At 63.6% G+C, this 12,773-nt stretch carries 12 protein-coding genes; 8 read left to right on the top strand and 4 right to left on the bottom strand.

Annotated features, from left to right (window positions below):
* Positions 1-4: 4 nt before the first annotated feature.
* Genes MTX36_RS00555 through MTX36_RS00575 form a run of 5 tightly spaced genes read left to right on the top strand, consistent with a single transcriptional unit; the run spans position 5 to position 3,526 of the window.
* Positions 5-556 carry a hypothetical protein gene (locus MTX36_RS00555; RefSeq protein ID WP_243617828.1) on the top strand — a complete coding sequence of 184 codons (552 nt, stop codon included), beginning with the start codon at positions 5-7 and terminating at the stop codon, positions 554-556.
* Positions 553-1,302, top strand: a complete 750-nt coding sequence (locus MTX36_RS00560; RefSeq protein WP_243617829.1) for a signal peptidase I — start codon at positions 553-555, stop codon at positions 1,300-1,302. The genes MTX36_RS00555 and MTX36_RS00560 overlap by 4 nt, the downstream gene beginning before the upstream one ends.
* Positions 1,295-1,879 (top strand): SipW-dependent-type signal peptide-containing protein, encoded by a 585-nt coding sequence (locus MTX36_RS00565; protein WP_243617830.1) that lies wholly within the window; start codon positions 1,295-1,297, stop codon positions 1,877-1,879. The genes MTX36_RS00560 and MTX36_RS00565 overlap by 8 nt, the downstream gene beginning before the upstream one ends.
* A complete protein-coding gene (locus MTX36_RS00570) occupies positions 1,876-2,478 on the top strand; it encodes a signal peptidase I (RefSeq protein ID WP_243617831.1) in 603 nt (200 codons plus the stop codon). The genes MTX36_RS00565 and MTX36_RS00570 overlap by 4 nt, the downstream gene beginning before the upstream one ends.
* Positions 2,471-3,526 carry a hypothetical protein gene (locus MTX36_RS00575; RefSeq protein WP_243617832.1) on the top strand — a complete coding sequence of 352 codons (1,056 nt, stop codon included), beginning with the start codon at positions 2,471-2,473 and terminating at the stop codon, positions 3,524-3,526. The genes MTX36_RS00570 and MTX36_RS00575 overlap by 8 nt, the downstream gene beginning before the upstream one ends.
* Positions 3,527-3,545: 19 nt before the next feature.
* On the opposite strand, the gene MTX36_RS00580 is transcribed toward MTX36_RS00575, so the two are convergent.
* Positions 3,546-4,805, bottom strand: a complete 1,260-nt coding sequence (locus MTX36_RS00580; protein WP_243617833.1) for a cytochrome P450 — start codon at positions 4,803-4,805, stop codon at positions 3,546-3,548.
* Between the two features lie 161 nt (positions 4,806-4,966).
* Here MTX36_RS00580 and MTX36_RS00585 point away from each other — a divergent pair, with 161 nt between their 5' ends.
* On the top strand, positions 4,967-5,518 hold the full coding sequence (locus MTX36_RS00585; protein WP_243617834.1) for a TetR/AcrR family transcriptional regulator: 552 nt from the start codon (positions 4,967-4,969) through the stop codon (positions 5,516-5,518).
* 105 nt (positions 5,519-5,623) lie between these two features.
* Here the strand turns inward: MTX36_RS00585 and MTX36_RS00590 are convergent, their stop codons facing one another.
* Both MTX36_RS00590 and MTX36_RS00595 read right to left on the bottom strand, forming a co-directional pair.
* A complete protein-coding gene (locus tag MTX36_RS00590) occupies positions 5,624-7,966 on the bottom strand; it encodes a putative Ig domain-containing protein (protein ID WP_243617835.1) in 2,343 nt (780 codons plus the stop codon).
* Positions 7,967-8,019: 53 nt separating this feature from the next.
* The gene (locus MTX36_RS00595) at positions 8,020-8,847 is read right to left on the bottom strand and encodes an Ig domain-containing protein (RefSeq protein WP_243617836.1); all 828 of its coding nucleotides are present in this window, start codon (positions 8,845-8,847) and stop codon (positions 8,020-8,022) included.
* A 427-nt stretch (positions 8,848-9,274) separates the two neighbouring features.
* On the opposite strand from MTX36_RS00595, the gene MTX36_RS00600 reads away from it, so the two are divergent.
* Both MTX36_RS00600 and MTX36_RS00605 read left to right on the top strand, forming a co-directional pair.
* On the top strand, positions 9,275-10,459 hold the full coding sequence (locus MTX36_RS00600) for a sensor histidine kinase (RefSeq protein WP_243617837.1): 1,185 nt from the start codon (positions 9,275-9,277) through the stop codon (positions 10,457-10,459).
* The gene (locus tag MTX36_RS00605) at positions 10,456-11,175 is read left to right on the top strand and encodes a response regulator transcription factor (protein WP_243617838.1); all 720 of its coding nucleotides are present in this window, start codon (positions 10,456-10,458) and stop codon (positions 11,173-11,175) included. Before MTX36_RS00600 ends, MTX36_RS00605 begins: the two co-directional genes overlap by 4 nt.
* Before the next feature lie 37 nt (positions 11,176-11,212).
* Here the strand turns inward: MTX36_RS00605 and MTX36_RS00610 are convergent, their stop codons facing one another.
* The gene (locus tag MTX36_RS00610; RefSeq protein ID WP_243617839.1) at positions 11,213-12,754 is read right to left on the bottom strand and encodes an AMP-binding protein; all 1,542 of its coding nucleotides are present in this window, start codon (positions 12,752-12,754) and stop codon (positions 11,213-11,215) included.
* Positions 12,755-12,773 lie beyond the last annotated feature (19 nt).

Genomic DNA, 12,773 nt, shown 5'->3' on the forward strand with positions numbered 1-12,773 from the left:
TCACGTGAAAACCCAGTACAAATGGGCGATCGCAGCGTCGTCGGTTCTGCTCATCGGGTTCGTCTCGGTGCAGCAGACCGGTGCGCTGTGGCGCGATTCAGTAGAAGCGACCGGCGGCGGCACCATCACAGCCGGTTTGCTCGACATCTCCGCAGGCACCGACGGGGTCAAGCAGTTCAACCTCGACGGGTTCAAGCTGGAGAACAAGGGCCCGGGCGACAGCATTCAGATGCCCCTGCCGGTGATCAACTCCGGCAACGTGCAGATGAGCTACACGCTGTCCGATGTGGTGCTCAACGGCGCCACACCTCCGCCACTCACCCTGCGTGTGACGAAGGTGGCCAATGAGGCGGCCTGCACCGCAATCAGCGATGGGGGCACTGACGTGCTCTACAGCGGTGCCATGGACGGCGCGGCCTTTGCTCAGTCCCAACTTGTCCCGGCCGGTCAGATGCAGGTGCTGTGCCTGCGGGCCACCCTGGATCCGGGCGCGGCAGCGGCTCAGGAGTCCAACGCCACGTTCACCTTCGCTGCAAGCTCGGTTAGCCAGCAATGACAATCACCGCGAGAAGTCGCCGCGCGGGCGACCATACCGAGGGATCTCCTCGGCATGCAGCCCCCGCACGAGTACCGGATCAGCACCAGCATCCTGCTGACGATAGGGACGAGAAGACCACGATCTGGTGGTGGACTCGCACCATCGTCTCGTGGGTGCTGCTGCTGCTGATGGTCGGGCTTCTCGCGGTGATGGTCGTTATTCCCCGGCTCACCGGCTCGACCGCGTACACGGTGCTCACCGGCTCGATGGAACCGACGATGCCTCCGGGCACGCTCATCGTCGTCAAGCGGACCCCGAATGAGGACCTGAACACAGGGGACGTGATCACGTTCCAGCCCGTCTCCGGCGAGCCCGGGGTGGTGACCCACCGCATCGAGGGCATCTACTACACCGGGGAAGGTGAGCGTCGCATCCACACCCGCGGCGACAACAACCCCATCGCAGACTCGTGGTCGCTGGTGCCCGAACAGATCCGGGGTCGGGTCATCTACTCGGTGCCATATCTCGGTCGGGTGAACACGGTGATCAACGGCCAGTCGCGATCGATTCTCATCACCGGCGTTGCGGTGGCCTTGGGTGGATACGCGGTGTGGATGGTGATCAGCGGACTGCTCGACAAGCGCCGTGAGAACGGTGTGGACGGGGGACCGGCCGACGAACAGGGTTCCGACGCAGACGACTTGCAGGCTCATGCCATGCCGGTATCAACCACTGAAACGAAAATAGGTCACGAGAATGTCTAACAACCAGCAATCGCGCGACAACGCGCGCTTCGGGTCGGGGATGCGCGGCCGTTTAGGCGAAACCGGCTGGACCCGTGCTCGGGCCGTTCTCTCTCTCGGCATGGTCTTGGGTCTCGGCGGGGTCGGAACGATGGCGGCGTGGTCCGACAGCGCTACCGCGACCACCGGGGTCTTCAGTACCTCGTCGGTCCAGATGAAGGTGAATGACCAGCGGCCCACTGCCGTCTACGCGGCGCTCGCCAAGTCCAGCATGCGGCTTGGTGAGAGCACGGCGGGTCAGGTCAAGGTCCAGAACACGGGCACGATCAACTTCAATTGGGTTGTGGCCAAGGCGTTTACCGGACCTGCGGACCTGGTCGACAAGCTGACTATGAGCGTGCACAAGACCGGTGCCAACAGTGGCGGTGCCTGCACGGGAGCCGTGATCAGCGGAGCTGGCGGTACTCTCGCGGCCGGAGCCGAGGAAACAGTGTGCATCCAGGTCAAGCTTGCTTCGGATGCCGGCATCAATGCGCGGTTCAAGATCGCCCAACTCGGCTTCAACTTCACCGCCGAAGGCGTTGTACCTACGCCATGACAGTCACCACCGATGGGCCGGCTGCGCCCGGCCGCAGCCGAGGCAAGGAGATCGCGCTCAATGTTGCCGCGGTCGCCGGGCTGATCTGCATCATCGCCACTCTCGCCTCGATGTTGTTCGGCATCAAGCCCCTGGTGTTTCGCTCGGGCTCGATGTCGCCGGAGATCTCTACCGGCGCACTGGCTCTGGCCAAGACCGTCCCTGCGACAGAACTGACCGTCGGGGATGTGGTCAGCGTCAACAACGACCAGGGCGTGCGGATCACCCATCGCGTGGACAGTCTCGAATTGACTGGTGGGGTCGAGGTGATCGCCACCCTCAAGGGTGATGCCAACAATGGTCCCGACCGCCTGCCCTACGTGATCACCGAAGCGGACCGTGTCTTCTTTCATGTCGGTGGTCTCGGTTACGTCGTGGCTTGGCTGTCCAGCCCGCTTGCCATCTTTCTCGGCGGCGGTCTGGTAGGCGCTGTGCTTGTCATTGCATTCGGAAAATCGAAAGACCGACGCTTGGCCCCTTCCGGTGCCGGCACTACGAACGACGCCCCCGTCGACTCTCACGAAACCCGCGGGGACCTTCAGGAGGCTCACAATGTTTGATCTGCGACGTGCTCGCGCCGGCAAGCTGTCCGTGCGATCCTTGATCGCTGTTGCCGGTGTTGCCGCAGCGACCTTCGGACTGGCGCAGGCCACGGGGACGATGGCTAACCCCACGGATGCCGTCAGTACCACGGGGTCACAGTTGGCGACGGGCAACTTCTATCCGACACTGATCACCCCCCAGGTCACCTGCAAAGAACTTGGAACCGCTGGAATTAAGCGCGTAACCGTTTCTTGGGGTGCAGTGCAGGGCGCGACGCAATACCGCTTGAAGATCGTCAGGGACAACAACCCCAATGAGGTGTTGGCGAACGATGTGTACCCCGCCAGCCAGCTTTCGCGAACTGATTTTCGAATCTCGTCGTACAAGGGCGCCTATGCGCGCGTGTATACGATCAATAATGGCGTTGAATCATCAGGTTGGCGAGGCATTGGGATTCAGAGTGCAACCGGCGTTGACACGTGGTGCACGAACAACCCTTCCTATAGTGCCAACCAGACATGGGAGGATACCCACGTCTGGGATCCGGCAACGCCGGACCCCAATGGCTCCGCAGCACGGGGGGTGGCACCCGAGGCGATGGAGATGGATTCCGATCAGGACGTGACGGACGAAACGACGGCCGGGGAGACCGCCACCCCGGACCCGACGACGACGACGACGGCTCCTGCCTCGACCACGACCGAGCCTCCCACCAGCTCTACCGCTACTCCCGGCACGACTACTCCCGGCACGACTACTCCGGACGCGACTACCTCGCCGGAGACCACTCCGACGGAGAACCCGAAGCTGGTGCTGACGGGCACTGTCGAGAGTGGCGGTCTCACCGCAGGTTGGACCGCGGGCGGTAACAAAGTCGCGGTAGTCGATGCTGACGGCAAGGAGTTGGCCAGCGGCCGCGTCGAATCGGGCTCGACCCTGCACTGGAACAACGGCCAGCTGTGGATTGTCGGGGCCACCGAGGTCTACCGCATCATGGAATCACCGCAGGACGGCAAGTGGAAGTTCTACACCGACAGCGGGCAGAACATGCCTGACTTCGAGTAGCAGCTAACCGCTAGACCACTCAACTGTGCCCCCGAGTCTCCGGACCCGGGGGCACAGTCGTGTGTCGGACCGTCAGATTTAGGCTCTGATGGCGTCGCACAAATAGGCTCGGTACCCACTCCGGCGGCGCAGATTCAGTCAGCGATACGTGCTCACTCTTCTCGAGCAGCATTGTCAGGGCGATCTTTGCTTCCAGGCGGGCAAGGGCGGCGCCCACACAGAAGTGCACACCTTTCCCGAAGGCGAGATGAGACCGAAGATTGGTGCGGCCGAGGTTGAGATCATTCGGGTTCTCGAAGGCTGCCGGATCGCGATTTGCGGAGCCCCACAAGAGAATTAGATGACTACCGGCTGGCAGTTCGATACCGCCCAGCGTGGTATCCACGTTGACGTGTCGGTGGTGTCCGCGGAATGGCGGCTCAAGTCGCAGGGCCTCTTCGAGAAAGGGGGTGATCAAAGTAGAATCGTCTCGAAGTTGTTGTTGCAGTTCAGGTTTCTCGGCAAGAATCCTCGCAGCGTTGGCAATCAACCCGGCGGTGGATTCGCCGCCGGCGCCCACCAGTTGCACCAGCATGAGGACGGCCACTGTTGTATCGACCTCGCCGCTGTTGCACGCGCGCACCAAATCGCCGAGAAGATTCTCGCCGGGGGAGGTCTGGGCGTCGGCTAATTTTCCGTACAGATAGCCGGTGAGTTGGGTCGCGGCCGTGACAACCTCGGGCAGGCGATCCTGTGTGACAATCCCGCTGAGCAGTTCAGTGCTGTTGTAAGACCACGTAAGTAGTTGCGGTACATCGGATTCCGGTAATCCGATCAGGTGGGCGACCATCTGTAGCGGCAGTTGATCTGCAACTGCAGATACCCATTCGATGTTGCGGCCGTCAAAATGGTTGTTCCACAACCCTTCTGCGTAATCGGCGATCAACGGCTCCATTGCCCGGATGCGTTTGCCGGCAAGCGTGGGGAGAACCAATTTGCGATGCTGCTGGTGGCTGGGATCGTCGCCGGTGGCAAGAACATGGATGGCTTGCCCGCCGCCGTCCATGTCGAAGGTAGTCGGTGATCCGTCGGCCGAGTAAACCAGGACGCCGGTGAGATTGGACGAGAAATCCGCAGTACGGCCGAGGGCCTCGGTGACAAGTTCCCAACTCGAAACGAGGTAGAAGTCGGTATCGGGAATCCGGTACACGGGATGATCCTGCCGCAGTGCCGCATACAGTGGATAGGGGTTCTCGATGTTGTCGGGAGCAAAGGGATCGATGTCGATTGAGGCGGTCACCGGTTCAGAATTCAGGTCCAATCCAGGCTTGTCAACCGATGAAAATGCTGGATGACCTGCAATTTCAGTAAATTCTCACGGCGCCGCGAGTTGCGGTATTCAGTGCTGGTCACAGCGGTGATCGCAGATCAAGAATTGAGAATTCTGGCTAGTCTTGTCTCATGGTGAGACGAAGTGAATCAGATGCAACGGATTGGCTGGCCGGTGGGAACCGTCGCGAACTTGCCATAGAACGCATCTATCGCGTGGCGGCAGAGTTGATCCGTGATCGCGGATTTGACTCCATCAGCGTCGACGACGTAGCCGAGCGCGCCGGGTGCTCACGGGCCACGCTGTACCGCTACGTGGGCGGTAAGGCCGCCATCCGTGACGGGGTGATGGCGCGGAGTGCCGCAGCCGTAGCGCGGGAAGTCTCGGCCGCCGTGGCATCGTTGGCAGGCAAGTCGCGGGTTGTCGAAGCCATTCTTGTTTCGGTGCGCGCGATTCGCGCCGACGCCGCAGTCAGTGACGGCCTTACTGCGGCTCGGGCAACCGGGATGGACAACTACGTGGCATCATCGAAGTTGCTTGGCGACAACGCAATCGAACTTGCGGGTCTGGATGCCGGAGATGAAACCTCGCAATGGGTGGTCCGGATTGTGTTGGCGCTACTGGCTTGGCCGCTGGCTGATGAAGAATCCGAAAGACGGATGGTGGAATCGTTTTTTGCGTGACGTCACCTGTAGCCGCAGCATCGCGTTGATCAACGCGTCGTTGCCTCCGCCCCCCGGAAATGGGGCGGAGGCAACGTCGTCAGTGTGTCGATACGGGGAGAAAAGTCAGCTTCCGAAGCCGAAGATCTGCTCGAGCGATCCGAACAGGTTGCCCCCCGGGGTGCTCGGAGCATCCGTCACATCGACGGTCACGGTGAGTGTCAGATCAGGATTGACACCGTTGGTCGCATTGAGGATGAACGTGTAAGTACCTGCAACGGTGGGTGTTCCGGACAGCATGCCGTTGGTAAACGTCATGCCGGTGGGCAACGTCGCCGGGTCGACCACCGTGACGGTCGGGCTGGGGTTGCCGGTGACCGTGAATTCGCGCGAAAGTGCTTTTCCGACTACAGCATTGAGGGTAACGGGTCCGGCGTCGGTGAACATCGGCGCCGCGGGAGCTGCGGCAATAGTGAGGGTGACAGTCAAGGTGGCCGGGCTTCCGGCACCGTTGTCTGCGGTAACGGTGAACGGGAACGATCCTGCGGTGGTGGGTGTTCCGGTCAGGACACCGGCGGGGCTGAGGGTGAGTCCGGTGGGTAGTCCGGTGGCGGTGACGGTTGGTGTCGGGTTTCCGGTGACGGCGAAGGTGTGGGTCAGTTCGGTTCCGGCGATACCGTTCACGGTCACGGGGCCAGCATCAACAAATGCCGGAGCAGCAGGTGCTGCGGCGACTGTAACGGTCACCTCGAGGGCGGCATCAGGGCTGGTACTACTGGCGGCTTTGAGGGTGAATGGGTAGACCCCGGACGTGGTGGGTGCCCCGGTGAGGGTGCCGTCGGTGAACGTCATCCCTGCCGGCAGTGTCGCCGGGTCGATTACCGTGACGGTGGGGGTGGGGTTACCGGTGACCGGGAATTCTCGGGTCAACGCTGTGCCGACTACAGCATCCAATGCAACAGGTGCGGTGTCCGTGAACGCGGGGGCTGCTGGCGCTGCGGCAATGGTGAGGGTGACGGTCAAGGTGGTAGGAGTGCCGACACCGTTGGTCGCTTGAAGGATGAACGTGTAAGTGCCTGCTGTGGTGGGTGTTCCGGACAGCGCACCGTTGGTGAAGGTCATGCCGGTGGGCAGCTTCGCCGGGTCGATCACCGTGACGGTGGGGGTGGGGTTGCCGGTGACCGGGAATTCTCGGGTCAACGCTGTGCCGACTACAGCATCCAATGCAACAGGTGCGGTGTCCGTGAACGCGGGGGCTGCTGGCGCTGCGGTAATGGTGAGGGTGACGGTCAAGGTGGCGGGGGTGCCGACACCGTTGGTCGCGGTGACGGTGACGGGGAATGTTCCTGTGGTAGTGGGTGTTCCGGTCAGGACACCGGCGGGGCTGAGAGTGAGTCCGGTCGGTAGTCCGGTGGCGGTGACGGTCGGGGTCGGGTTTCCGGTGACGGCGAAGGTGTGGGTGAGTTCGGTTCCGGCGATACCGTTCACGGTGACCGGGCCGGCGTCGACGAATGCCGGGGCGGCAGGGGCCGGCGGTTTCAGCGCCAACGAATGGGAGAGGCCGGCAGCGATGGCGGTGTAGCCGGAACTGGTCGGGGCGGTAGTCTGCCCGTCGCCGTTGTATCCCCAGGCTTTGATGGTGCCGGCAGCGTTCAGCGCCAACGAATGGGTGCCCGCGGCGATGGCGGTGTAGCCGCTACCGCCAGGGACGGCGCTCTGCCCGTCGCCGTTGTATCCCCAGGTTGTGATGGTGCCGTCGGCTTTGAGCGCCAACGAATGGTTGGTGCCGGCGGCGATAGCTTTGTAGCCGGAACCGGCCGGGATGTTGAGCTGCCCGAAGCTGTTGTTTCCCCAGGCTTTGATGGTGCCGTTTGAGGTCAACGCCACCGAATGGGCACCGCCGGCGGCGATGGCAATGTGGCCGGAACCGGCCGGGGCCGTTGCCTGCCCGTAGTTGTTGCGTCCCCAGGCTGTGATGGTGCCGTCGGCTTTGAGCGCCAACGAATGGTTGGTGCTGGCGGCGATGGCGGTGTAGTCGTTACCGGCCGGGGCCGTTGCCTGCCCGTGGTTGTTGTTTCCCCAGGCTGTGATGGTGCCGTTGGCTTTGAGCGCCAACGAATGGGTGCCGCCGGCGGCGATGGCGGTGTAGTCGTTACCGGTCGGGGCGGTGGCCTGCCCGTAGGCGTTGTGTCCCCAGGCTGTGATGGTGCCGTCGGCTTTGAGCGCCAACGAATGGCTGTCGCCGCCGGCGACGGCGGTGAAAGCGCTACCAGCCGGGGCGGTGGCCTGCCCGAAGTAGTTGTATCCCCAGGCCGCGATGGTATTGGGAGATGCGACCGGCACACCGACCGGTGCGGCCGCGGCAGCGGTCGCGACCGCCAGGACCAGGGCTCCGGAGGTTACTAGAGCAGCCAGCCCTCGCAGGAGTCTGCTTCGGCGTGGTCGGTGGGGGTGATTGTGTAGTGCCATGGTGGCGTGCCTTTCGGGGCGGGTTTCTGGAGCGTCGGGTCAGGGCGTCGAGGTCAGGACCCGAAGATCGTGCCGAGTATGCCGAGAGACCCGGTCGACGGCGTGGTGGTCGTGGCTTCGGCGACGGTGACGGTGACCTCCAAGGTCGCTGCCGGATCTATGTCATTGGTGGCGGTCACCGTGAACGTGTACTTCCCGGCAGTGGTGGCGGTACCGGACAGCGCACCCTTCTCACTCAGGGTCAGACCTGCGGGGAGTTCACCGGTGGTCACTGCGACCGTGGGTGTGGGGAAGCCTGTGAGGGTGAAGGTGTGGCTGTAGGGCTGGCCGGCGGTGGCGGCGGGCGGTGCGCCGGTCAGAGTCGGCGCGGTCGAGGCGTCTATGGCGAGGGAATGGTAGATGCCGGCCGCGATGGCGGTGTAGCCGCCGCCGGTCGGCGTGTTGTTGAGCTGCCCATAGTTGTTGGATCCCCAAGCAGTGATGTGGCCGTCGGCGCTCAACGCGAGGGAATGGTAATCGCCGGCGGCGAGAGCAATGTAGCCGCCGTCGGTCGGCGTGCCCGTGAGCTGCCCGTAGTCGTTGGATCCCCAGGAGATGACGTGCCCGTCGGACGTCAGCGCGAGGGAATGAGCGTCGCCGGCAGCAACAGCGGTGTAGGTCTGCCCGACGGGCGGGGCGGGCACCGTGGCCTGCTCGTCGTCGTTGTTTCCCCAGCCGACGGCGTGGCCGCTGGGTGAAACCGGGACCCCGACCGGCGCGGCGACGGCAGGGACTGCGAGCGCGGCGGCGATGCCGGTCGCCGCCAGCCCGGTCAGGACGGCGCGCAGGAGTCGGGATCTGCCGCGGGTACGTGGTAGGCGGTCGAGTAGTGGGGTGGACATGCAGGGGCTCCTTGACTACGGGGTGGAGGGTTCGGGGTGTCAACTGGCGGCGGCCCGGAATTGCGTGTGACTGTAACGGACAAATTGGGCTCAATCTGAGGTCAGCAGCGAACTTGCCCCGAACTCCTTCGAGCGCCGATTCAGGTTGTGCCGCAACGAGATGACGGTCCCGGTAGCGTCTCGTCGATCTGCTGACGGTGCCGCGACGGCGGGCTCGACAAATCATCGAATCCCTGGTCACGGCAGGTATCGGTATTCGCGATCTCCCGATCCGCAATCACAGGCGGTCGGGGCCGTCGCGGCGATCGACACGCAGCATTTCCCACGTTTCGAGCCTCGCGCTCCGCGAATTCTCTCGTCTTCCGGCGTACCGCGTCCGCAGTAGATGACTGTCGCAAATGCCCACTTGACTCCTATCCTTCTCTCCATGGATGTGGTGGAACGGTGGGTGCAGCTGTCGTATCGACGGCCGGTGCTGACGGCAGGGGTAGTCGCGGTGTTCGTCGGGGCCTGCGGGGTCATCGCACTGCGATTCGAGCAGCGCGGCGGACGCCCGGGTGACACGTCGACGATCGCGGCACTGATCGTCGCGTCGACTGCGGCCGCACTCACGGTCAAACGCACCCACCCGTGGTGGGCACTCGCGATCACCACAGCGGGCACTGTCGCCTACATCGCCTACTCGGGCCAGTTCAACGCGGCCGCCACCTTGCCCCTCAGCGTCTGTCTGTGCACCGTCGCTTCACGGTTCGAAGCGCGGACCGCGATAGCGGCGACAGCCGCGGTGTGCGTCGGATTAACCTGTGTTGCTGCGATACTCGGCCCGCAGTGGCTGCTCGTGGAACGCGTCGGTCTGATCGGCTGGCCGCTGTTGGGCGCGTCCATCGGCGGCGTGACACGAGCCCGCAACCGTTACGTGACCGCGGTGGAGACACGCGCGCAGGTGTCGGCGGCACTCTACGAATACGAAGCGGAGCGTCGGGTCACCGAGGAACGACTGCGCATCAGCCGCGACATCCACGACGTGGTCGCCCATCACCTGGCCGCCCTCAACTTGCAGATCGGGACCGCGCGCCATGTGCTCGACCGCCCCGAACTCGCGGCGCAGGCACTGGCCGGCATGCACGAGAACTCCGAAGCCGCCCTCCGCGAGATCAAGGGGCTCGTCGGAATGCTTCGTGCCGCGGATGACGAGCCGCGAGGGCCGGTGCCCGGGCTGAGCGATGTCGATGCCCTCGTCGACGCGGCCCTCGCGTCCGGCCTCGACGTGCGGACAATCGTCGCCGGCAGTGTCCGCCCGGCCGCCCCCGATGTGGAACTGGCTGCCTACCGGGTAATTCAAGAGGCGCTCACCAACGCCGCCAAGCACGCCCCCGGCGAACCCGTGACGCTGACCATGACGTACCGGTTGTCGACGCTGACCATCGAGGTCGGAAACCGGATCGCCGCGGCGGGCAGGCGCAAGACGGGAGGAGGCTTCGGGCTCGCCGGAATGAGTGAGCGAGTGCGTGCCGCGGGTGGACACCTGGACGCCGACGACGGCGGCGGCGGCCGGTTCGTGGTCGCAGTCGAACTCCCGCTCGCCGCCGCCTACGAGGTGCGGAGCCGATGACGATACGAGTGGTCATCGCCGACGACCAAGCACTCTTTCGCAGTACATTGCGTCTGCTCGTCGATTCCGAACGAGACATGGAGGTAGTCGCCGAAGCACGCGACGGCGCCGAAGCTGTCCGCGCGACGCGTCGGACGGTGCCCGATGTGGCGATCCTCGACATTCGCATGCCGAACCTCGACGGCATCGAGGCGACCAGAGCGGTCGTGAACGATCCGCTGCTGGCCCGAACACGCGTGCTGATCCTGACGACATTCGAGTTCGACGAGAACGTTGCCAAGGCACTGCGCGCGGGCGCAGCTGGATTCTTGGGCAAGGATGCGCGGCCGGCGGAGTTACTCGACGCCGTCCGCTCGGTGGCGCGCGGGACCATACCGCTCTCGCCTACGGCCACAAGGTTGCTGGTGGACGAGTTCCTGGCGCGGCCCGTCGGGTCGGCGATTCGCGGCGACAGCCTGCTGCACGATCTGACCCCTCGCGAGCGTGAGGTGGTGGTTCAGGTGGCGGGCGGAGCCGCCAACGACGAGATCGCGCGCACGCTGGGGATCACCGTGCTCACCGCCAAAACACACGTGAACCGGGCGATGACCAAACTCGTTGCCCGAGACCGGGCGCAGCTCGTAGTGCGCGCTTACGAGTTGGGAATCGTCTCACCCGGGCAAACCCCCAGGGCTCCGGCAAAGTCTCATAAATCCTTGTCAGATGGTGTGAAGTAGGCCGATGAAGAATCCGAAAGACGGATGGTCGAATCGTTTATTGCGTGACGTCACCTGCGTCCGCGGCCTCGGCGGCGATACGTAAGTCACGCTTGAGTACCTTGCCGGCAGCCGAAAGTGGCAGTGCGTCAACGAACTGGATCGATCGCGGTGCTTTGTAGCCGGAGACAAGGGATTTCGCGTGGGCGCGAAGCTCGTCGAAGTCTGTCTGGGCGCCGGGGCGCAGAACGATAACGGCATGTACCCGCTCGCCCCACTTCGGATCTTTCACGCCCACAACGGAACAGGCGGCTACCGCCGGATGTTGTGACAAGGCGTTCTCGACCTCGGTGGAGTAGACGTTCTCGCCTCCGGTGATGATCATGTCCTTGATTCGATCGACGATGAAGAGATACCCGCGCTCGTCGAGATACCCGGCATCGCCGGTGTGCATCCAACCGCCGGCGAAGGCTGCCGCTGTTTCCTCCGGGAGGTTGCGGTAGCCGAGCATCAGATGGTCGCCGCGCGTGACGATTTCGCCGACAGTTCCAGACGGCACTTCGTTTCCGGCGGGGTCGAGGATCTGCACTTCGCAATGGGGGAGTGCGCGGCCTGCTGATCGAAGCAGATCGCCACCATTGAGGTGATCGGCGGCGCTCAGCACAGTGATGTGTGCGGTCTCGGTCATTCCATAACCCTGTGTGAAACCACTACGCGGGAATGCCTTCATCGAACGTTCCAGGAGAGCCGGTGAAATGGGGGAGGCACCGTACCGAACCACCTGAACACTTGAGCGGTCGTAAGCGTCGAGATCCGTTGTGGTAAACAACATGTGAAGCATGGTCGGTACAACGCCCACCGTGGTGGGCCGGTGCCGGTCGATAGCCTCGAGCATGGCCTGCGGAGAGAACACCGGCAGGAAGACCTGAGTGCCGCCCATCATGTTCTGCGCCATCCAGCTCGCGATGCCGGCGATATGGAACAGCGGATTGGCAAGCAGATTGACGCCGTCGGCGATGGCAGGCTTGCCGGCGGCCAGTGTTCCCAGCGTCGACGTCATCAATCCCGTGTGGCTGACCATCACGCCTTTGGAGCGCCCGGTTGTTCCGCCGGTGTAGAGCAGAAGGGCAACGGCGTCGTCGCCGATCCGGAGGTCTGGGACAGGCTCGGATTCGGCAATGAGCTTGTCGTAGTCGATCATTCCCGTCGGAACCGTTCCGGAACCGCAGAACACGACGCGGCCCAGATCGGGGCTGAGTTCGCGTAGTTCCGGTACCAACGGGGCTGAGTTCTCGTCGACGATCAGGGTGGTCGATCCCGAATCATTGAGGGCATAAGCTATTTCCGCGGCAGACCATCGAGAGTTGAGCGGGCTGACCGTGGCTCCGGACCACCAGCCGGCCAAAATTGTCTCGTGACAACGGTCCGAGTTCAATGCAAGAAGCGATATGCAGTCGCCCTGACCGCTGCCGAGTCCGCTCGCCAACCGCGCCACACGATCAACGGACTCGGCCGTCGTGAAGGTTCGATCTCCGAAGACGGTCATGGGACGTCCCGGTGATTCGCGCAAGGCGCGATGAATGAACTGGGTCAGAAACACGACTGTCCTCCGGAACTGT

It is taken from the genome of Rhodococcus sp. ARC_M6 (assembly GCF_022810305.1).
GTDB lineage: Bacteria > Actinomycetota > Actinomycetes > Mycobacteriales > Mycobacteriaceae > Rhodococcus_F.